Origin of the sequence: Paenibacillus montaniterrae (assembly GCF_018403185.1) — a bacterium.
Taxonomy (GTDB): Bacteria; Bacillota; Bacilli; order Paenibacillales; family Paenibacillaceae; genus Pristimantibacillus; species Pristimantibacillus montaniterrae.
This window is the reverse complement of record NZ_BOSE01000001.1, coordinates 1,191,797-1,214,846: the sequence shown is the minus strand read 5'-3', so window position 1 is coordinate 1,214,846 and position 23,050 is coordinate 1,191,797. Positions and strand designations below refer to the sequence as shown.

Here is a 23,050-nt window from a genome sequence, read left to right as displayed (position 1 = left end):
GTCGAATCACGTCTTTTCCTTACATCTCCTAACGATTACTATGATAAAATCATTACATATCATAATGAACTGGTGGAGTGCTGATGAGCGACAGATTTAATAAAAAGAACCAAGGCTTCAGAATGTACAATGATCGATGGACTACGAAATCGAAGCCATCTGAGTTAAATGCAGGTGAAGCTTCAAAGCGTGCAGCCGTTGCCAATGACGATAAGCTGATGGAAATCGCCTTACTGCAAAAGCTTCATGCCAATACTAAAGTGGTAGGATTTCTTGTATATAACGGTGAAATTAAAGGGCTTCGTTTCTTTGATCCTGTAAAGCGAAAATTTATCGATATTGCCCCGTGGCATTTAAGCCAATTTAATATGAGCAAGCTGAAGCTGATGGAGATCAGACAGATTGAACTGCTTAGACATGAAACGGGCGAATCGGAAGGAACTGTAGTGGTGGAGTTTTTAACGAAGCATGAAGCAGCAGGCTTCTTTCGCGCCAATCGCATGATCTCTGATCAGCTCGCTGCAGCTTTAAGCGGAATTATTCATTACATGCCGGAGGATGAGTATCAGCAGCTCATAAGGAGCTTTACGAATAAAGTGGAAGGTGATTAAGATGAAGCAGTTATTGTACATTGGCGGCGAGTGGGTGGAAGGACATTATGAGACAGCGTTGTTTTCGCCGTATTCTGGAAAAAAGCTGGCTGACGTGGCTGGAGCATCGCTTGAGCAAGCAGATTTAGCGGTGCTGTCAGCTGTGCAGGCAAAGTCGTCGATGCGCAAGCTTAGCGCTCATATAAGAAGCGGGATATTGGAAAGGGTCAGCATGATGCTCGCGGAGCGGAGAGATGAAGCGGCCGAGCTTATTGCATTAGAGGCGGCTAAACCGATTAAAGCAGCCTATATTGAGGTGGATCGGACAGTAATAACCTTCAAGCTGGCTGCTGAAGAGGCGAAGCGTATCTCTGGAGAAACAATACCGATGGATAGTGTGCCTGGCGGCGAGCAGCGCTTTGCCTATACGAAAAAGGAGCCTGTTGGAGTCGTAGGTGCTATAACGCCGTTTAATTTCCCGATGAATTTGGTTGCGCATAAGCTCGGACCGGCCTTGGCGGCTGGCAACAGTGTTGTGTTGAAGCCGGCTGAGCAAACACCGCTGTCTTCATATTTTATTGCCACGCTTTTTCATGAGGCAGGTTTGCCGCCAGGAGCTTTGAATGTTATTACTGGCAGAGGCCCCGAGCTTGGCGAGTATATCGTAAGCGATGAGCGCGTCAGCTATATTACATTTACAGGCAGTCCCGCTGTTGGCGAGCAGGTTAGGCGCAATGCGCGCTTAAAGCGAGTCACGCTTGAGCTTGGCTCTAATTCAGCGGTCATTATAGACGGTGATGTTAATGTGGAGCAAGCGGCAGCGCGCTGTGTAACAGGTGCGTTTTCCAATCAGGGTCAGGTATGCATATCGCTGCAGCGCATTTATGTAATGGAAGAGGTATTTGATAAATTTGTAGAAGCCTTTATAGCACAAGCGAAGCAGCTGGTGCTTGGAGACCCTCTGCTTATGCAAACCGATGTGTCGGTGCTGATTCATCCGTCTGCTGTCGAGCGAGTGCTGAGCTGGGTGCATGAAGCGATGCAGCAGGGTGCAGAGCTGGCACTAGGCGGCTATGCGAAGCAGCGTTTGCTTCAACCAACGGTATTGCTGCATGTGCCTGAACATGCAAAGGTGATGCAGCAGGAGGTATTTGCGCCAATTGTAAGCATTAATCGAGTTAGCACCATAGAGCAAGCCATTGCCCTCGTTAATCAATCGCAATTCGGCTTGCAGGCGGGTATTTATACGAACAGGCTGGAAACCGCGCTCGATGCAAGCGACAAGCTGGAGGCTGGCGGTGTGCTCATTAACGACATTCCTACGTTCCGACTCGATCATATGCCGTATGGCGGCTGGAAGCACAGCGGAATCGGCCGTGAAGGCATCAAGTACGCAATAGAGGAAATGTGCGAAACCAAGCTGGTCATTTTTAATCGCAGCTAGTGCAGCAATAGATAATTATTGGATAATAGCGGGCCTTTCGTTATATGCGAAAGATCTGCTATTTTTTTGCCTGCAAATTTGCCAAGTTGTCACAATCTTAACGGAAAAGTAATCGTTCGTGTGAAAAAAATCACATATGAAGGCGAAAATCGACGTTATACTAAGGCATTGAAAGGGGAGATCTTTGTGGATGCATTGGATTTATCAAGATGGCAGTTTGCGATTACAACGGTATATCATTATTTATTTGTGCCGCTGTCAATCGGCCTGGCTTATCTGATTGCATTTATGCAGACGATGTATGTCATTAAAAACGATGAGTCTTACAAGTATTTGGCAAAATTTTGGGGCAAATTGTTTCTGCTCAATTTTGCTGTTGGCGTTGTAACGGGAATTATGCAGGAATTTCAGTTCGGAATGAACTGGGCTGATTATTCCAGATTCGTCGGTGCTGTATTTGGCGGGCCACTTGCGGTAGAAGCTTTAGTATCCTTCTTCCTGGAGTCGACGTTTTTGGGAATATGGATCTTTGGCTGGGATCGGCTGCCGAAAAAGGTTCACCTGGCCTGTATTTGGCTGGTGGCGATTGCAGCTACCTTGTCAGCGCTATGGATTTTAAGCGCCAACGCCTTTATGCAAGAGCCGGTCGGCTATGAAATTGTCAATGGCCGTGCCGAGATGACCGACTTTTTCGCCTTGCTTGGCAATCCGCAGCTATGGGTTGAATTTCCGCATGTTATTTTCGGAGCATTTGCTACGGGTGCATTTTTCATCGCCGGCATCTCTGGCTACAAAATTTTGCGCAAGCAGCAGCCAGGCTTGTTCAAGAAATCGTTCCAGATTTCAATTGTTGTTGCTTTAATTTCCAGCGTACTGACCGCTACGGCTGGTCACTCGCAATCTCAGCATTTGATGGAATCGCAGCCGATGAAGATGGCGGCGGCAGAAGCACTGTGGGAAACAACGGGCGAAAGTGCGCCATGGTCTGTTGTTGCGATCATTGATACGGAAAATCAGCGAAACAAGTTTAATTTGGAAATTCCTTATGCATTAAGTATTTTGTCCTTCAACAGCCTATATGGAAGTGTGCCGGGCATGCTGGAGCTGCAGGAGCAATATGTGCAAACGTATGGCGAGGGCAATTATATACCGCCAGTTAAAACAACGTACTGGAGCTTCCGCATTATGGTAGCTGCCGGAATGCTGATGATACTGCTCGGCGCGCTTGGAACATGGTTTATGCTACGCAATAAGTTGGAGAAGGTTCCATTACTGTTGAAGCTGCTCATTCCGTCGATTTTCCTGCCGTACATTGCCAATTCGGCGGGATGGATCATGACAGAGGTTGGGCGCCAGCCGTGGATCGTATTTGGCTTGCAGCATACTGCTGATGGCGTATCGCCTAATGTTACGACTGGCATGGTGGCAACCAGCTTGATAGGATTTACGATTGTTTACGGCATTTTGGCTGCTGTATTTGTTTATCTCGTCGTTCATTTTACGCGCAAAGGGATTGAAACGGATGACGGGCATGAAATTCACAGTGCGCCAAAGGATCATGCCGAGCATATTCCGGCTATATAAGCCGCAGTGGCGTGTGAGATTGCTGGATGCAGCAACATAATGGTTGAGGAGGAGAAATGATGCTTGAAACGCTATGGTTTAGCTTAATAGCTGTACTATTTGTTGGCTTCTTTTTCCTAGAGGGCTTTGACTTCGGAGTTGGAATGCTCGCTAGATTTTTAGGAAAAAGCGATATTGAGCGTCGCGTGATGATTAATACAATTGGCCCGTTTTGGGACGGCAATGAGGTATGGCTAATTACGGCAGGCGGAGCGATGTTTGCGGCTTTTCCCAATTGGTACGCATCCTTGTTCAGCGGCTTTTATATGGCGCTGTTCCTGATGCTGCTCGCCTTAATTGGCCGCGGCGTTGCCTTTGAATTTCGCAGCAAGCTGGCAAGCACAAAATGGAGAAAGACATGGGATTGGATTATTTTCTTCGGCAGCCTGCTGCCGCCGCTGCTATGGGGGGTAGCGCTGGCGAATTTGATGCGGGGAGTGCCGATTGATGCCAATCAAAACTATGTAGGCACATTCTGGGATTTGATCTCGCTGTATTCGTTATCGGCAGGTGTTGCGATTGTGCTGCTGTTCCTGCTGCATGGCGCGCTGTTTTTAAGCTTGAAAACAACTGGCGCGATTAAGGAAAGAGCGGAGGCCTTCGCCTTGCGGATCGGCAAATGGACGAGTGTCGTGCTGCTGCTGTTCGTGGTGCTGAGCTATTTCGAAACAGATATGTTCACGCGTCAAGGGATAAACCCTGGCTCGATCCCGATTCTGGCAGGCTTTGCACTGCTGTCTGTTCACTTCTTTATTAAGGCAGGCAAAACAGGCTGGGCCTTTATTATGACTGGCGCGACGATTGTACTGTCGACGATTACAGTATTTATGTGCCTATATCCGAATGTGATGATTTCTTCGTTGAACCCGGATTGGAATCTGACGATTTACAACACTGCCTCCAACGCGTATACGCTTAAGGTGATGACGATTGTTGCATTAACCTTTGTACCGCTCGTAATTGCTTATCAGGCGTGGAACTACTGGGTGTTCCGCAAGCGTGTTACGGTAGAAGACCACTTGGATTACTAAGGATGAATGCGTATGATAAAAAGGCTTTTTCAACAAATAAAGGACAGTCGCAAGCTGCTGGCAATTAGCGTTATATTCGGCTGCATTGGCGGAGTGGCGCTCATTGCTGAAGCGCATTATGTTGCGGGCATTGTCGACCAGGTGTTTCTGCATGGCTCCGCGTTGGATGAAGTAAAGCTGCTGCTGATGGTGCTGCTAGCCATTATCATAGTACGCGCCCTGTTGCATATGGTGAGCGATTATATGGCTTCGAGACTTGCGCAAGGCATTAAAAGCGAGCTGCGCCTGCGGCTAATCGATAAAATTGCCGAGCTTGGACCGCAATACAGCAAGGGCGAGCGCAGCGGAGAGCTTGTGTCCACACTGTATGAGGGCGTCGAGCAGCTGGAAAGCTATTTGGCGAAATATGTGCCGCAAATCGTTTTATCGGTCTTTGTCCCGTTTGCGGTGTTTATTGTGGTGCTCGGGCAGGATGGCTTGTCTGCGCTGGTTTATGCGATTACGCTGCCGCTGCTTGTGCTGTTTATGATTTTAATCGGCAAATTTACGAAGGCCCGGACAGATCGCCAATTCAAGCTGCTTGGTCGCCTTGGCGGACATTTTCAGGAAATATTGCGCGGCATTGAAACGTTGAAAATATTCAATCGTTCCGAAGACCAGCTGCGCATTATCGGCAGCATTAGCGAGGAGCATCGGCGTTCTACGATGGCTACGTTGAAATTAGCCTTTTTATCTGCATTTGTTATGGAGCTGTTCGCTACAATCAGCACGGCCGTTATTGCCGTTTTTCTAGGCTTGCGCTTGATTGAAGGGCAGCTGAATTTCTATCATGCTTTCTTGATTTTGCTGCTGACGCCAGAGTTTTATGCCCCGATTCGAGCACTGGGCACACAGTTTCATGCGGGCATGAACGGCGCCTCGGCAGCGACTCGCATTTTTCAAATATTGGACACAGAGCCGCAAGGCTATACGGAGCGAGCAGATGTCAAGCAGGTTCAGCCAGCAGCAGACGGAGGCTATACGATTGAGTTTCGCAATGTGACGCTCCAGTATGAGCAAGATGCTGCGCCAGCTTTGCAGGAGGTATCCTTCAAGCTGGAAGTGGGCCAGACACTGGCAATCTTTGGGGCTACGGGAGCAGGGAAGAGCACGGTGCTTGAGCTGCTGCAGGGCTTTATTAAACCATCGGGCGGCACAATTGTCATTAATGGCGTAGAGCTGAAGCAGCTGTCGATTGAACAGTGGAGACAGAAGCTGACGACGGTTTCGCAGCATGTGCATTTGTTTCATGGAACGATTAGAGAGAATATTGCAATAGGGTTAGAAGAGGCAACGGACGAACAGCTATGGCAGGCGTTGCGCAGAGCGGCTGCTGATCAATTTGTAGCCGAGCTTCCGCTTGGACTGGAGACGAAACTGACCGATCAAATTATGCTGTCTGGCGGGCAGAAGCAGCGACTGGCATTGGCTCGCGCCATGCTGCGTCAGGAGTCGCCTATCGTGCTGCTGGATGAAGCTACAAATGGACTGGATGTTTACAATGAGCAGTATGTAATGAATGAGCTGCAGCAGTGGCTGGCAGGAAAAAGCGCGATTATCGTAGCTCATCATCTGCAAACGATCGCAGCGGTTGATCAGATCATTGTAATGGAAAAGGGGAGAATCATTGAGGCTGGCTCGCCGCAGCAGCTTGCAGCAAATCAAGGAAAATTTGCTGCGATGCTGGCAGCGATGGGAGCGGATGAGCTTCCGACCGGCGGCATGCAGGTCGGAAGCATGCAGGCTGATGATACGCGGGCTGACAGGATGCAGGCAGACGAGATGCCGGTTGATGGTATGCAGGCGAGAGATATGCAGATTAAAGGGGAGCAGGCTGCAAGGGTGTTGCCTGATCAAGTGAAGATGGAGCAGCTTAATCAGCGAGCTGCTAATCCATCATTGAGGTCGGAAGCTGTGCGTGAGCGGGTTGCTTTATCTGGAGAAGCACGCTCAGCGAAGCAAGAAGCGTTCAGCTTCGCTCAGCTATGGCGGGCAAGCCGCCGCTTAATGCGATTTTTAGCAGCGCATAAGCTGCTCGTTGGCTTTGCGATATTGCTGTCTTTTCTTACAATTGCAGCTAACATTGGATTGATGGGAACCTCAGGCTATTTAATTGCCAAGGCAGCCTTACAGCCTGAAAATGTGCTTATGCTTTATATTCCGATTGTTGGCGTAAGGTTTTTCGGAATTTCCCGCGGTGTGCTCCGTTATTTGGAGCGCTTGGCTTCACATAATGTCACCTTTAAGGTGCTGCATCGACTGCGGCTGTGGCTGTATGAGCGAATCGAGCCTAAAGGAGTAATGCTTTTGCAGCGCAAGCGCGGGGGCGATCTGCTGGGCAGCATTATAAGCGACATTGAACAGCTGCAGAACTTCTACCTGCGCTTGTTCGCTCCTCCTGTTGTATTTGCGTTGACAGTTGTGTTTGCCGTTGTCTTTATGAGCCTGCAGCATCCGGTATTGGGAATAGCTTTGCTTATATTATTGCTTTGCGCTGGACTTGGCTTGCCGTATGGCAGCTATCGGGTAAGCAAACAAAGTGGCGACCGTCTCGTTCGTGCAAGAACGAGGTTGTATGAAGAAACGCTAGATATGCTGCGCGGGCTCGCTACCCTGCAGCAATACGGAAAATTGAAGCATCAGCAGGCCGTGCTGGAGCAGGTGCAGCATCAGCTTAATCAGCATCAGCTGAAGGAGCATCGACGGCTTGCTATTAGCAGCGGGCTTATGACGCTCCTGACACAGCTTGGCATGTGGGTTTTGCTGCTACTCGCTATTCCGCTGGTGGCAAATGGCACCATCGCCCCGTATATGCTGCCTGCTATTTTACTAATTGCACTTGCCAGCTTTGAGGCGGCGGCGCCACTGCCACAAGCCTTTGCGATGAGCTCATCTGTTACAGCTTCTGCCAATCGTTTATTTCGCTTGGCAGAGGGGAATGAAGCAGTCAAAGGGCAGCAGCAGGCAACTGCTAGCTTGGACGTTCAAGCTCAAGCGCAAGCTAATTCAGTAGAAACAGCGAACATGAACGAGCAGGAGCAAGAGCAGCAAGCTTGGCACTGTGAGCTGCGGCAGGTTGATTTTCAATATGAATCATCTGAACCGCTAGCCCTGCAAAATATTAGTTTGTCGCTTGCAGCAGGCAAGCAAGTCGCGATAGTTGGCGAAAGCGGAGCAGGAAAAAGCAGCCTGCTGCATCTGCTGTTAAAGCTGCGCCCACAGCAAAGCGGAACGATTACGATCAATAGTCAAAGCTATGAAGCGCTTGATGAGGAGCTGGTTCGGAGCCATTTTGCAGTCGTTACACAGCAGGTTCAGCTGTTTAATGCGACGATTGCGGAAAATCTCCGGCTTGGCAATCGAGAAGCGAGCATTGAGCAGCTGCGTGAAGCAGCGCGTCTTGCCGAAATCGACGATTTTATTATGTCGCTGCCACAGGGCTACGACACGATGATAGGCGAATACGGAGCGAAGCTGTCAGGCGGAGAGCGCCAGCGGCTGGCGTTAGCCAGAGCGCTGCTCAAGCCCAGCTCTGCATTGCTATTCGACGAGCCTGCAACAGGACTGGATCAATTAACACAGAAAGCATTTCGCAGCAACCTGCAGCAAGCGCTGAAGGATCGCGCGCTGCTCTGGATTACACATCATCTTGCAGATACAGTTGAGATGGATGAAATTATTGTGCTGCATCAAGGGCGAATTGTGGAGCGAGGCAGGCATGAGGGGTTATTAGGGTTAGGGGGCTACTACTCTAAGCTCTGGGAGAGGAGGTTCAAAATGCAGGGCTTTGATGACGATGTGACTTCTCTGTAGCGTAGTCGACGGCGAATCTTGAACGCTAGCGAGAGTCTATGCTTCCGAAGTATGTTTCCTGCGGAAACATTTTAGGTGCTCACGTAGCTATTGCCTACGCTGCGCTCCTCGTTTTCTAGTATCGTGCCATCTTCTTGGCCCTGCACTCAAAAAAAAGACACCAGCGGAGGAGCAAAGCATCCGAAAAACGGAGTGAGTCGCCTTTAACATCGTAATGCAACCTTTAAAAATTAAATAGAGAAGCATTGCGATTTAAAAAGCGATTGTAGGATGCATTGCTCCGTAGCGTTGAAAGAACTTCGAGGTTTATTCGACATCGAAGCTTAACAATCAAGAAAAAACGCTACAGCGGAGGAGCAATGCATCCGAAAAACGAAGTGAGTCGCCTTTAGCATCGTAATGCACCCATAAGACTCCTCGCTCGGCGAGGTTACAGTGAAGGCTTTTAAAGAATCTAGGCAACGTTAAATGATCAGATGGAGTCGATAGGAAATCTAATGAATATGTATAACGTTACGGGCGGAAAACTGCTTCTATTACAATAAAAACCGCCTAATTAGACGCTCTATATTCATTAGAATGGAAAACAGTTTTATTTATAACAAATAACGTTACCCAGTTTCTTTAGCAACTAACGGAGGAACGCTTTGCTCCACGACGCAAGAAGGGATGCCAGAAAGGTCAGGTTTGGTCCTGACCTTCTGAGCATCCCTCTTAACCAACTAGCATTTTAACTGATAAAGCTCGCTGCTAAGCTTAATGTCCATGCGGTGCACGCTCATGCTGTGGCGCTTGAGCTTTTTTGGTTTGGCGAATGAACAGCGACAGAATAAGTGCCAATGCGCCAAACACGAGACCAAGCTGGAACGCAGACTGATAGCCGTCAATTTGGGCCGGCAGCAGCTGCAGTGGATCGGTTGGGTCTGCAAGCTTGCTTACATTTTCTTCAACCTTGTTGCTCATGCGCGAAATAAACAGCGATGTGCCGATTGCGCCTGCAACCTGCGACAGTGTACTGAAGATTGCAGTACCGTGCGGATATAGATCTGGCGTCAGCTGATTAAGGCCATGTGTTTGGGTTGGCATCATCGCCAAGGATACGCCGATCATAAGCAGCACATGATAGAAAATAATTTGACCTGTTGATGTCGTTGCATCAATTCCTGTAAACAGCCAAATGGCAAGTACGATAATGGCAATACCAGGCACGATTATAATGCGTGGCCCGAAGCGGTCGAACAGTCTGCCGGTAATTGGCGCCATAAAACCATTGAGAATCGAGGCTGGCAGCATAATAAGTCCTGATTTGAATGCAGTAACGAGCAGAACGGTTTGTAAAAATAGCGGCAGCAGCACCATCGTTGAAAACATCGACATCATGACAATGAACATAAGCACGATCATCAATGAAAACATAGGAAAACGGAACGCGCGCATATTAAGAATCGGATTTTTAACCTTTAACTGACGAATAACAAATAAAAGCAGCGAAATTGAGCCGGCAATCAAGCTGCCGTAAACAATCGGATTATTCCAGCCTACTTCTGACTCGCCCGATACGCTAAAGCCGTATACGATACCACCAAAGCCGATTGTTGACAATATAATCGACAAGAAATCAATTTTTGGCTTTGTTACGACGGTTACGTTTCTCATATAGATCGCGCCGCAAATAATTGAAATGATTGCTAGCGGAATAACCATAATAAACAGCCAGCGCCAATGCATATGATCGACAATAACGCCAGAAAGTGTAGGCCCGATTGCCGGAGCAAACATAATGACCAGACCCATTAGTCCCATTGCACCGCCGCGTTTTTCTGGCGGGAAGATAATAAGAATGGTATTCATCATTAGCGGCATTACTAAACCTGTTCCTAATGCTTGCACGATACGACCGATCAGCAGCAATGCAAAATTAGGTGAGGCAGCAGCGATAATCGTTCCTACTAAAAATGTAATCATGGCAATCAAAAACATTTGACGCGAGGTCCACCACTGCTGCAAAACTGCTGTAATCGGCACGAGAACACCAATGACGAGCAAATAAGCGGTTGTCAGCCACTGAATTTGCGCGTATGTAACATTCAAATCCTGCATAAGTACAGGCATAGCGTTACCGAGAAGCGTTTCGTTAAGAAAAGAAACGAATGCTCCGATTATAAGCGCAATGACAATAGGTACGACTTTAATGTTGCGAAGATCAGGCTGTTCCCCCTGATTGGTATGTGTTGTTGTTGCGTTCATATTCTTCTCCTTTTCTATCCAGATGTTCTTTTTTTCTACACTCATTACTATACTCAATGAACGCAAAAATAACTAGAAAAATTTTAGTTCTAAACGAAAAATTTAAAAAGCTCCTGCTTATATGAATAAGCAAGAGCTTGAATGAAATTTAAAGCTAGCAGCATGAAAGACTACTAAAAATAAACATGGGTAATTTCCAACGCCCGTTCTGTCGTCAAATCGATGAATTCTGAATTGATTTGCACAAGCGGACTAAAAAATTCAGTAGGATGCGTCATTATAATTGTACCAGTACGACCATCGCTCAATGTAACGCGCTTGCCAATAAAGTTTGGAATCATATGCGATATAAATGAGTGCGTAATAATTGGGTCAAGCTCTGTAAAGCTTAGTCGATAAAGCTCCTTCAGTACAAAAAGCAGGTCGCGCTCCTTCTGATAAACGCGCGAGGAAATCATTGCACTATAGATATCCGCCACCGCAATAATTCTGCCGTAAAGAGAAATATCTTCACCCCTTAGACCATGCGGATAGCCTGATCCGTTGATTCGCTCATGGTGATGAAGTGCTCCGAGCGCAATGTTTTGATCAGGAGTGGAATTCTTTATAATTTCATAGCCGTAAATCGTATGACGCTTCACTTCAGCGTACTCCTCGGCTGACAGCTTGCCAGGCTTATTTAAAATGTCCGGCTCGATTTTGCATTTGCCGATATCATGCAAAAATCCAGCATTGCCTACGCGAACCGACTCCTCGTTGGAAAGACCAATCCAGTTGGCAATATAGTAGGATAGCATGCCTACCTGTACGGAATGCTGGTACGTATAGCTGTCAGCATTGTTCAGCAGCAATAGAAGAGAGACAACATCGCGCTCCAGCAGCAGGTTTTGCATTAAAGGATCGAAGGCAGCTGTTGCTTGCTCGGTATCAATTTTGTTTTCCTTGCGAGCAGTATCGAACAGCCCCTTAATGTCTTGCACGACGGAATCATAGATTGGTTTCATATGCGGAACCCATTTCGGAGAGGCCGTTGATTCTAGTGTACGTTCTAATTGATCGAATTCTTCAACACTGTTATTAATGATGGTGCTGCGATCCAATATTTCTATATATTCGATAGAATGCTGAATCAGCTTGCTGATTTCCTTGCTGTGCAGAACAGTGTTCTTCGACAAAATATGTAATCCATAGCTATTAAATACATCACTTTTTAAAACGTCGCTTTCAATAACATCCGTAATATGAATACGCATATTCCACCTCGTTTGGAATGATATGACGGTCAGAAAGGCATAGAAAACACTTACATTCGACATAGACAATATTAGCAAAATTGTATAGTTCTATCAACCTAGCTTGCTAATAACTGCCAAACTTCTACTAAATTTGCACTAATTTATTGGCGATTATGCTCGCATAATGCAGATCCTCTGTGCCTTGAATCATAAGACGTTGGTCCGGGAAAAAGACAACGGTAATCTGTTCGGAATATTTCAGCTTTAACAGATAGCGATTCCGCTTGACTTCATAGGAAGCGGCATATCGTTCTGCAAGCTCGTCCAAAGAGTAGGGAAGCGGAGCAGCCAGTGTAAGCTGAATCGTTTGCCGTCCGCACAGGCTGGTGGTGGCGGCAGCTTCCTGCTGCTGCAGCCAGGTCAGCTCCAGCTTGCCGCAGCAAGGACATTGCTCATTGCGGGCATGGGCAATATCGAGCTTATACAGCTGCAGGCTCCAGCAATCGAGCTGCAGCAGCTTGCGGTTAAGTTGTTCGCTTTGCCCGCTTGCCAGCTTAATTGCCTCCGTCGCCTGTATCGAGGCAATCATCGTAACGATTGGGCCCAGCACGCCTGCCGTATCGCATGTATCAATAGCGCCGAGCTCAGGCGGCTCAGGGAAAAGGCAGCGAAAGCACGGTGTTTGCTGTGGGGTGAAGGTGGTGGTTGACCCGCTGGTGCCTGTTACTGCTCCATACACCCATGTTTTTCCATGCGCGACGCAATAATCATTGATCAAATAGCGAATTGTAAAATTATCGCTGCCATCAACGATGAAGTCGACTCCATCAAGCAGCTGTTCAATGTTTGCAGCCTGTACATCTGCAATGACGGCATCTATTGCAACATTAGAATTGATTCGTTTGAGCGCATTTGTCGCGGCAATAGCTTTAGGCATAAATTGCTCGGCATCCTGCTCCGTGTAGAGCGTCTGCCGATGCAGATTGCCCAGCTCGACAAAATCGCGATCAATAATGCGCAAATAGCCGATGCCAGCTCGGACAAGCTGCTCGGCTACTGCGGAGCCCAATGCTCCGGCACCAATGATTGCACAGGAGGCGTTAGCCAGCTGCTGCTGTCCCTGCGCGCCTATGGCATGCACTTTTATTTGCTTGGCATAGCGGTTTGTCCGCTCATCATTCTTGTTCACCATATGTACTACCTCGACTCTTGCTGTAATTTTTATAATAGCAGCCGCTTGCTAGCTTTCGCCCTATTCAGCAGGAGCAGTAGGGTCCCACGGGCCAAGCTGATGACCCTTCCATTCCGAGCCGTCCTCCCAAATTTCCTTTTTCCAGATGGGCACGATTTGCTTTAGTCGTTCTATTGCATATCTGCTCGCTTCATAGCAGTCTGCTCGACGTGCAGTTGCGACAGCAATGACCACACTAATTTCAGCCAAATCAACCTTGCCTACGCGATGCGTGATCGCAACCTCTGCATCCTGCCAGCGCTCAGCGATTTCGTCGCCGATTTGCTGCATCGTTTTGACCGCCATCGGCTCATAAGCTTCATAATGCAGAGAAACCGTACGCAAGCCCTCGGTAAACTCGCGCGTCGTCCCGACAAACAGCAGCGTTGCGCCACAGGCAGGTGTAATGACCTTATTCATTACAGCCTCAACGTTGATCGGCTGATCGGTTATTACAAATTTCGGCTCATGTGTCAGTGCAGCTGCAGGTTCATTAGATGTCTGCCCACCGGATACTGGTGGCAGCAGCGCCAGCTCATCCGCAGCGGCAATAAGCTGATCATCCTTGCAATAGGCTTGATTGGCAGCCACGTAGCAGCTTTTAAGCAGTAAAGCGTGCTCGGGATAACGTTCCTGCAACGCTTGCTTCAGCTCGCCGCAGGTCAACTGCTGCTCGTCGAGCTCTACCTTCAATTGTTCACTGTTAAAGCGCTGGGCAAGCCCAGCAAATAATTGCAGCTTCCATGTATATGTCATGTTATACCCACTTGCTTTCGTAATGTTAAAGTAGTATAAGCATACCATATTTAAATGAAAAATGTTATGCTATTGAGTAGCAAATCGCAGTTTGGCAGGGAGTTTGTGAGGTGAAAAGATGGAGCATAAGCAACATGAAAGCAGACAAAGCAAGCGCGAAGTGATTATATATCACAGCAATGATCTGCACAGCAAGCTGGAGCAGGCAGCCAAAATCGCAACTATTATAAAGGAAGGCCGTTCCAGCTTTGGCGATGAGCAGGTGATTGCAGTTGATCTTGGCGATCATATGGATCGGGCACGAATGGAAACAGAAGGAACAGACGGCTTCATTCATCGGGCACTTTTGGAGGCTACAGGCTATGATGTTGTTACGCTAGGCAACAATGAAGGGCTGACCTTTACAAGTGAGCAGCTTGATCATGTCTATAGCGGCGACCATGCTTTTCAAGTCATTTGCTGCAATATACAGAAGCTGGATGGACAATTGCCGAGCTGGCTTGCTCGCTCAACGATTATTGAACGGGCAGGCATTCGGATCGGATTCGTAGCCGCGACAGCTAATTTCGCGGCTTTTTACAAATTGATGGGCTGGGAAACATTAGAGCCTGTTGCGGAAATTCAGAAGGAAGTAGAGCATATTCGTGAACATTGTGATGTCATTGTGCTGCTGTCGCATCTTGGCATAAGGCTTGATGAGCGAATTGCAGATGAATGTCAGCATATTGATGTAATTCTTGGCGCGCATACACATCATTTATTTGATCCGCCACAGCTTCGCAACGGCGTGTTGCTATGTGCTGCTGAGAAGTTCGGCTCTTATGTTGGCAAGGTCGTTATACGCTACGATGAGAAACAGCGCAGGTATGTTGTTGCTGGCGAGGTCATCGCAACAGCCGCTTATTCGGAGGATCAAGCGATCCGCTCCATTATTGAGCAAGGAAAGCAGCAGGCGATGCAAAGGCTGTCGCGCGTTATTACTGTGCTGCAGGAGCCGCTGGAGGCAAGCGATTATTACGAATCTGCGCTGCCGAATTTGCTGGCGATTGGCTTAAAGGAATGGTGTCAGGCTGAAATTGGCATCGTCAATTCAGGACAGCTGCTAGGCGGTCTTGCAGTAGGTCCGGTAACAGCGGGAGAGCTGCATGCAATATGTCCGTCCCCGATCAACCCTTGCTTAATGCTGCTTAAGGGAGAGCAGCTGCTTGAGGCGCTGGAGCAGTCGCTGCTGCAGGAATTTCAGGAGTTCAAGCCGCGCGGCTTCGGATTTAGAGGAGAGCAGCTCGGCATGCTGGCAGTGGACGGTCTGCAGATTACATATTCGCTGGAGCAGCCGCCTATGCAAAGGATTACTGCAGTCCTTGTTAACGATGAGGCGTTAGACCTACAACGCAGCTACCGCGTCGCGAGCATTGACATGTTTACGTTTAATATTGGCTACAAAAGCTTGTCCAAATTTAGCGAGGTCAGCTTCTATCTTCCTGAGTTTATCCGCAATATTATTGAGGAAGAGCTGAAAAACAGGCTGCATATCGAGCAATGCAAAATTAACCGCTGGAAGCGAAGCGGAAATATATAAAAAGTTTTCATAAACCTGTTGCTAAATACCTACATTTACTTTAAGTTATTTAGTAGGGTTGTGACACCATTCGATCACAGAGTAAAATGTAGTTACAGTTAACAACAGAAGGGATCGGAAGTATGCGTCTGCTTACAATAAAGCAATGTAAGCCAGGAATGAGGCTGGCGAAAAAAATTTTCAGTGAAGATGGCATCGTACTTCTTGGCGAAAACATGGAGCTGACAGAGCGCTTGATTGCTAGACTTGAGGCCTGCAATGTGCAATACGTGTATATTTACGATCCTCGTACGGATGATATTAATAGCGATACCTTGATTAGCGAAGAAACATTCCTGTTCGCGGTTAAGGAAATTCGCAAAAATTTTTCTGTAATGATGGAGCCGGTGCAGAAGCAAAAAGGGGTAACCAGACCGTTTATCGCCAAGCCTTTGAAGGATATGATGGGGCTCATTATCGATGATTTGTCCAATCATAAGGATGCGATGATTATGCTGATGAATATGGGCATTGTCGACCATTATTTGTATCAGCATTCCTTGAATGTTTGTGTATACACTACGTTGCTTGGCATGAGCTATGGCTATTCTCGTGAGGAAACGATTAATTTGGGGCTGGGAGCGCTGCTTCATGATATTGGCAAAACGAAGGTTTCAGTCGATATTTTGAAAAAGCCTGATTCGTTAACGCAGGAAGAGTATGAGGAGATGAAGCTTCATACGGTTAGAGGCTTCGAAATTTTGAAAAATGAGCCGAATCTTCCTCTAACTGTTGCGCACTGCGCCTTGCAGCACCATGAGCGGCTGGATGGCAGCGGCTATCCGAGAGCGCTGAAGGGCCCTGAAATTATGGAGCACGCCAAATGGATCGGCATTGTCGATTCCTATGATGCGATGACAACGAGCCGGGTATATAGCTCGCCGATGCTGCCGCATTTGGCAATGGAGCGTCTATATGCTGGTTCGGATACGTTGTACGAGCAGTGGATGCTGGCGCATTTTCGAGACAAGGTTGTTATTTATCCAATCGGCATTACCGTAACATTGAGCACTGGCGAGACGGGAGTCGTGAAGGATTATAATCCGAGCTATCCGCATCGTCCGATCGTACGCGTGTTAATGAATGAACACGGTGAAAATATTCAGGTGCCGTATGAGATTGATATGTCTCAGGAGCTAAGCATAATGATTGTCAAAGTTAATGATACGAATAACTCATTAGCAAATTAGCCGCCTAGCAAGGCGGTTTTTCTTGCTTGTCAGTTTTTTGTTGAGATTCCTGTACGGTTTGCTTCTATTACGCATGACCTATACAATATATATGTAACAATAGAAAATAAGGTGCGATTATAATCATGACGAAAACTTTAATTCCTTTATCTCCAAGCAACGATCCTTGGGAAGCGATCCATTCGCTTAAGCAGTACGGAAGCCATCGCTTGACCAGCGTGGAAATGACGGTATCCAATCTATGCAATATGCGCTGCGAGCATTGCGCGGTCGGCGACACATTGGTGCTGAGGGAGCCGGACAAAATTCCACTGCAGCTGATGATCCAGCGTTTGGATGAGGTGGAAGAGCTGCAAACGATCAGTATTACGGGCGGCGAGCCTACCTTTATGCAAAAAACGGTTGATGAATATATCGTACCGCTGCTGCAATATGCTAGAAGCAGAGGACTAAGATCGCAAATCAATTCCAACGTTACGCTTCCTTATGAGCGCTATGAGAAAATTGCCAAATATCTTGATGTGATGCATATTTCCTTTAATTATACGGAAGCGAAGGATTTTCATGAGGTTGGCTTTGCCAAATCCGGTCATGCTGTGCCGTATGAGACGGCAGAAAAGCTCTATCACCGCATGATCGACAATGCGAAACGGTTAAGCGACGCGGGGGTGCTCGTATCCGCTGAATCGATGATCAACTATCGAACAAGCTCAAAAATCGCTCGCATTCACGAGCTGATCGTCGAAATGGGCTGCCAGCGCCATGAGGTTCATCCGATGTATCCAAGCTCATTTGCCAAGGATTTGCCTATGCTGTCCAAGGAAGAGATGCGCCAAGCGATTGAAACACTGCTGGATGCAAGAGATCAGAACGTTTGGATGCTGTTTGGCACGCTGCCGTTTTATCATTGCAGCAGCGACCCTGCTGAGCGCAAGCTGCTTGCTCGTCTTGGCAAGGAAAAAAATGTTACGGTGCGCAATGATCCTGATGGACGCAATCGCCTCAACGTTAATTTGTTTACGGGAGAGGTGTTTGTTACAGATTTCTCTGATGTGCCGTCGTTCGGAAGCATATATGAGTCCAGGCTGGATCATATTTTCCAGCAGTGGCTGCAGCACCCGCTCGCGCAAAGTGTAAACTGCCATTGTCCTGCTGTTTCGTGCTGCGGACCTAATTTGCTGGTGAAGGATATGTATTACAAGGACATAGATTTTCATACGCGAGAAGCAATAGTAGATTAATTTAGCGGGGAAGTGATGGTTTGTCTGTTCGCGCAATGCTCTCGATTGCTGTCGCATTAGGTCTGCTGTATTTGGCCTTTACTGCAGGTGCGCCATTTCTGCTGGCCATCGTCGTGGCAATCTTTTTAGAGCCATTAAATGTATTTTTTATGAAAAAGCTTCGCCTGAACCGACTTGTCTCAGCTATTATCTCCTGCACGTTGTTTACGATCGGACTGCTGGGGCTGATGGTTTTAATCGGCTTGAAGGTATTGAATGAGGTCGTTGCCTTCGTGGAAAAGCTGCCGCGGTATTTTACCGAGCTGAGCAATATCGCCAACATTTGGCTGGATCAGCTTCGCAAATCGTATGAAAATTTGCCTCCGGAGACAGTAGAGTCGATTGAGCAGTATACGATGACCTTTTTCGAGTGGCTAACCAAGCAAGCAATCGGACTGTCGAGCAAGCTTGGCGGTGCGATCTCCAGCGTACCCAGCATGTTTATCTTCTTTATCGTCTTTATCGTTGCGGTCTATATGTTCAGCTTCAGCTTGAATACGTTGAAAAACTCGGTGCTAGGCTTTTTCCACGAGGATTCGCGCGACAAAGTGAGCACCGTGCTGGACAGCTTGAAAAAATCCATCTTTGGCTTTTTGCGCTCGCAAATTATATTGAGTGCAATGACCTATGTCATTTCGCTTGTCGGCTTGCTGATTCTCGACGTTAAATATCCGCTGGCAATTGCGCTGCTCATTATTATTGTAGATATTTTGCCGATTTTGGGTACAGGCTCGGTGCTTGTGCCGTGGGCCGCATACTGTTTATTCGTCGGCGACTTCTTTACGGCGATCGGGTTAGTGCTGCTGTTTCTTGTCATTACGGTGTTTCGCAGAATTGTTGAGCCGAAGGTGCTTGGCGATTCGGTTGGAATCAGCGCGCTGTCAGTCTTGATCAGCCTTTATGTCGGGCTGCAGCTTGTCGGTGTAATCGGAGTGTTCATTGGACCGCTGGTCGTGATCATCTACACCGCCTGCAAGCAGGCCGGCATCATCCCAACCTCGATCAAATTGTAATATGTCATCAAAGTCCGGCATATTGACCTACATTCAATCAAGTTCAATCAAGTTCAATATGCTGGGCTTTCAGGACCAAGAAGATGGCACGATACTAGAAAGCGAGGAGCGCAGCGTAGAGCAGAGCTACGTGAGCACCGCAGCTTTCGGTAGCGTGCCATATTCGCCGTCGGATAGACTACAACGCACAACATCGTCATCAAAGTCCAGTATATTGAACTACCGAATACAATCAAGTTCAATATGTTGGGCTTTCAGGACCAAGAAGATGGCACGATACTAGAAAGCGAGGAGCGCAGCGTAGAGCAGAGCTACGTGAGTACCGCAGCTTTCGGTAGCGTGACATATTCGCTGTCGAATACACTTTGAAGCATCCACATCGTCATCAAAGTCCAGCATATTGAACGACCTTTTAGGCGTGGAAGTGTGGGGGTTATACCCCACCCCACGCCTTTTGTTATTCAAGAGCAAACGCAGGTGCAGAAAAATTTTTCCACGGACGAAGGATTGTTCATTCTTTTTTCAAATACATGTTATATTATTAAAAGGTTGCTCTAGTACATGTAAAAGGAGTTAATTGAATGAAAGAATCAATCGTATCATTCTTGTCTCATAAAATGACGAGGGCGCTGACAGCATCCTTGCTGCTGCTTGTGCTGCTGTTTACTGCATTTCCGGCATATGCAGAAGAGGGAGCGGCTGATCCTCATATTTCTATTATGATTCCGCTTTTTTCCACTGCCTTGTTTATTATGCTTGTCATGTATATTCATCAAGCCTGGTTTCGCGATCAGCAGCTTTATGCGCATAAGCTGGGTTCGCGTCAACCTTTGTTGCTTGGAGCAGCGCTGAGCATCGGGTTTTTACTCCGCTTGTACTTGGCTGCGACGAATGAAGGATATGTTAATGATCTTGCACTCTTTCATTATTGGGGAAATTATGCGCTTGACGAAGGCTTGCTTAATTTGTACCACGGCGATTTTTTCCTGGATTATCCACCTGCATATCTTTATGTGCTGTATGTAGTGGCCGCAATCCAAAAGCTGCTCGGCATATCGTACGGGGGAACGGGCTTTCTTATATTGTACAAGCTGCCAGCGCTAATAGCTGACTTGCTTGCTGCATATTACATATTCAAGCAGGCTAATAAAAAGCTTGTCTTTCCTATGGCCTTCGGCTTAATGCTGCTTTATTTGTTTAATCCGGTCGTACTGCTGGATGGGGCAGTATGGGGGCAGGTAGATTCTATTTTTACGCTGCTGATTGTGCTCAGCATCGGTTATTTTGCCAATGACAAAATTAGCGAAGGCTCGTTTGTGTTTGCTCTTGCCGCTTTGATGAAGCCGCAGGCATTTATTTTTATGCCGATTGTGCTGCTGGTGCTGCTCTATCAAAAGCGCTGGAAAACGGTTGCCATTAGCGCAGCCTGGGGCTTTGGCACGTTTCTGTTATTATCGCTTCCGTTATTTTTGAAAGGCGATGGCATTACTCAACTAATTGAGCTTTATCGCGGCACGTTATCCTCTTATGCCTATGCCACGCTCAACGCATTTAATACCTATATGCTGTTTGATTTGAACTGGGCGTCGACAGAGCTGATGTTTGCCGGCATATCATTGGCTGGCTTTGGCACGCTTGCGATTATCGCTGCTGTTATTTACGCAGGCTATATCGGGCTGTTCAGAAAAGGCAGCGAAAAGCCGCTTTTCTTTATTGGCGCATCGCTTATTATTATCGTCTTTATGTTTGTGACAAAAATGCATGAGCGCTATATGTTCCCTGCAATTTTACTATTAATGATGGCATTTATTCAAAGCGCTGATCGGCGTTTGCTGCATTTGAGCTATGGCTTTACGATTACGAATACGCTGAACATTTACTCGGTGCTGGCGTTCAGTAAAACAACGACGCTTGTGCCAAATGACGGCGTGGCATTTCTATGCTCGCTGGCAAATGTGGCGTTAACCTTGTACTTGCTTTATGTCGGGTATGATCTGTATGTGCGCGGAAATGTAAAGCAGCTGGCAGCCCGCGAGAAGCAGGAGCAGCTTGCTCATGCAGAGCAAATGGTAGCTAAAGCGAATGGCTCTGACTCTGAGAAAGAAGCGGGGGAGCAGCCGCGCAAATGGTATCAATTTGGCATGACGCGCAAGGATTGGGGGCTTGTCGCTGCTGTCACAGCTATTTACACCGTTGTTGCCCTGATTAATCTTGGCAGCACGGATGCGCCGAAAACGGTATGGCAGCCTGCCACGACAGAGGATTATATCGTACTGGATCTGGGCGAGAGCAAGCCGCTGCAGCGAATTATAAGCTTTGGCGGTGTTGGCAGTGGCGAGTATCGCTACTCCTTCTCCAACGATGGGGTGAGCTGGAGCGACGAGCAAATTGTTGCACATGATCATGTCGCCGTATTTGCCTGGAAGGAAACGAATGTTGCGGTTACGGCGCGCTATGTCAAGCTGCTTGCCAGCTCAACCGGCTTCAGCCTTCATGAGCTGGGCATATTCGAGCAAGGCTCGGAGACGCCGCTGCCTGTGCAGCTCGCTTCCAGCTACGTGCCGCAAGGCGCCGTTCGCGGCGAGCCGGGCAATGTTATTGATGAGCAAAGCATTGTGCCGTACCACCATACGTATATGGTAGGCAGCTATTTTGATGAAATCTATCATGCTCGCACGGCTTATGAGCATTTGGAAGGCTTGAAGGCTTATGAAAGCACACATCCTCCGCTAGGAAAGCTGCTGATTGCAATCGGGATACAGCTGTTTGGGCTGGGGCCGTTTGGCTGGCGGATCGTCGGCGCTTTGGCAGGCGCAGCGATGCTGCCGATTATTTATGTAATGGCGAAGGCGATTTTGCGCAGAACGAGCTATGCCGCCGGAGCGATGATTTTATTTGCTGTTGATTTTATGCATTTTACGCAAACGAGAATTGCTACGATTGATGTATATGGCGTGTTGTTTATTATGCTGATGTTCTTGTTCATGAATCAGTATGCGCGGATGAATTTTTATCGTGATCGTTTGCTGCATACGTTTATTCCGCTAGGGCTGGCAGGACTGTTTTTCGGTCTCGGCATCGCCTCCAAATGGATTGTGTTTTATGGCGGAGCGGGGCTGGCGATTATGCTGGCGATTACGTTGCTGCGACGTTACACCGAATATCGCAATGCAGGGCTGCTGCTGCAGGGGAACGATGGCAGCAAGCCAGCCAAGTCGTTAAAGGTTAAGGCTGAGCAGATTCGCAAAAAGTTTGTGCCGTACACGATTTCTACATTGGCGATATGCCTTCTATTCTATGTAGCGATTCCAGCGGCGATCTATGCGCTGGCAAATATTCCTGTGCTCAAGCCTGCAGAAGGCGGCTACACGCTTCAGGCGCTGATTGACTATCAGGTGAACATGTTCAACTATCATAGCAATCTTGTTTCCTCGCATCCGTTCTCCTCGACGTGGTGGGAGTGGCCGTTTATGAAGCGTCCGGTATGGTATTATCTTGATTCAGCGCCGCTTGAAGGCATGCGCTCGACGATTGTGGCGCTTGGCAACCCGCTTATTTGGTGGACGGGCTTGTTTACGATGCTGGCGACTACAGTTGTCAGCATACGCCGCAAGGATGGCATGGCGACGATGCTGGTGATCGCATATTTCTCGCAATACGTGCCGTGGATGCTTGTGCCGCGCGAAACCTTCCTGTATCATTATTTCGCGATGGTGCCGTTTATGATCGTAAGCATTATGTATATGTTCAAGCTGCTCGAGGAGCATTATAAGTGGAACAGCAAAATCAGATATGCGTTTGTTAGCTTGGCCGTGCTGCTGTTTATTATGTTTTATCCTGCGTTGTCAGGTATGATGGTATCGGAAAGCTATATTTTGAATGTGCTTCGCTGGTTCCCGTCATGGGTGTTTTAACGGGTGGCTATAAATAAAGGAGGACT

Annotated in this window: 14 protein-coding genes; 10 read left to right on the top strand and 4 right to left on the bottom strand. The window is 47.7% G+C overall.

The genetic code is table 11. The annotated features are described in order from the left end of the window. The first annotated feature begins 83 nt into the window (after window positions 1-83). The 5 genes from KJS52_RS05765 (at window position 84) to cydD (ending at window position 8,540) form a co-directional block, all read left to right on the top strand. Window positions 84-611, top strand: coding sequence for a hypothetical protein (locus KJS52_RS05765; protein WP_213513714.1), 528 nt, complete (start codon window positions 84-86; stop codon window positions 609-611). 1 nt (window position 612) lies between these two features. Further along, entirely contained in the window at window positions 613-2,034 is a 1,422-nt protein-coding gene (locus KJS52_RS05760; protein WP_213513713.1) for an aldehyde dehydrogenase family protein, read from the top strand. Between the two features lie 186 nt (window positions 2,035-2,220). Beyond that, window positions 2,221-3,618: a cytochrome ubiquinol oxidase subunit I gene (locus KJS52_RS05755; RefSeq protein WP_213513712.1), complete on the top strand. Its 1,398-nt coding sequence runs from the start codon at window positions 2,221-2,223 to the stop codon at window positions 3,616-3,618. Window positions 3,619-3,674: 56 nt separating this feature from the next. Further along, window positions 3,675-4,688, top strand: coding sequence for a cytochrome d ubiquinol oxidase subunit II (gene cydB / locus KJS52_RS05750; protein WP_213513711.1), 1,014 nt, complete (start codon window positions 3,675-3,677; stop codon window positions 4,686-4,688). A gap of 12 nt (window positions 4,689-4,700) precedes the next feature. Next, entirely contained in the window at window positions 4,701-8,540 is a 3,840-nt protein-coding gene (gene cydD, locus KJS52_RS05745; protein WP_213513710.1) for a thiol reductant ABC exporter subunit CydD, read from the top strand. 756 nt (window positions 8,541-9,296) lie between these two features. On the opposite strand, the gene KJS52_RS05740 is transcribed toward cydD, so the two are convergent. From KJS52_RS05740 to KJS52_RS27650, 4 genes are all read right to left on the bottom strand, one after another. Beyond that, window positions 9,297-10,787, bottom strand: coding sequence for a DHA2 family efflux MFS transporter permease subunit (locus KJS52_RS05740; protein ID WP_213513709.1), 1,491 nt, complete (start codon window positions 10,785-10,787; stop codon window positions 9,297-9,299). Window positions 10,788-10,960: 173 nt separating this feature from the next. Next, window positions 10,961-12,040: an HD-GYP domain-containing protein gene (locus KJS52_RS05735; RefSeq protein ID WP_213513708.1), complete on the bottom strand. Its 1,080-nt coding sequence runs from the start codon at window positions 12,038-12,040 to the stop codon at window positions 10,961-10,963. A 127-nt stretch (window positions 12,041-12,167) separates the two neighbouring features. Continuing rightward, window positions 12,168-13,214, bottom strand: coding sequence for a ThiF family adenylyltransferase (locus KJS52_RS05730; protein WP_213513707.1), 1,047 nt, complete (start codon window positions 13,212-13,214; stop codon window positions 12,168-12,170). Window positions 13,215-13,274: 60 nt separating this feature from the next. Continuing rightward, complete coding sequence (locus KJS52_RS27650) at window positions 13,275-14,009, bottom strand: molybdenum cofactor biosynthesis protein (RefSeq protein ID WP_213513706.1); 735 nt, start codon at window positions 14,007-14,009, stop codon at window positions 13,275-13,277. A 118-nt stretch (window positions 14,010-14,127) separates the two neighbouring features. Here KJS52_RS27650 and KJS52_RS05720 point away from each other — a divergent pair, with 118 nt between their 5' ends. The 5 genes from KJS52_RS05720 (at window position 14,128) to KJS52_RS05700 (ending at window position 23,024) form a co-directional block, all read left to right on the top strand. Further along, on the top strand, window positions 14,128-15,588 hold the full coding sequence (locus tag KJS52_RS05720; protein WP_213513705.1) for a bifunctional metallophosphatase/5'-nucleotidase: 1,461 nt from the start codon (window positions 14,128-14,130) through the stop codon (window positions 15,586-15,588). 158 nt (window positions 15,589-15,746) lie between these two features. Further along, window positions 15,747-16,817, top strand: coding sequence for an HD-GYP domain-containing protein (locus tag KJS52_RS05715; RefSeq protein ID WP_306433569.1), 1,071 nt, complete (start codon window positions 15,747-15,749; stop codon window positions 16,815-16,817). A 125-nt stretch (window positions 16,818-16,942) separates the two neighbouring features. After that, on the top strand, window positions 16,943-18,058 hold the full coding sequence (gene yfkAB / locus KJS52_RS05710; RefSeq protein WP_213513703.1) for a radical SAM/CxCxxxxC motif protein YfkAB: 1,116 nt from the start codon (window positions 16,943-16,945) through the stop codon (window positions 18,056-18,058). A 20-nt stretch (window positions 18,059-18,078) separates the two neighbouring features. Beyond that, a complete protein-coding gene (ytvI, locus tag KJS52_RS05705; RefSeq protein ID WP_213513702.1) occupies window positions 18,079-19,110 on the top strand; it encodes a sporulation integral membrane protein YtvI in 1,032 nt (343 codons plus the stop codon). Window positions 19,111-19,691: 581 nt separating this feature from the next. Then, window positions 19,692-23,024 (top strand): phospholipid carrier-dependent glycosyltransferase, encoded by a 3,333-nt coding sequence (locus KJS52_RS05700; protein ID WP_213513701.1) that lies wholly within the window; start codon window positions 19,692-19,694, stop codon window positions 23,022-23,024. The last annotated feature ends 26 nt before the right edge of the window (window positions 23,025-23,050 follow it).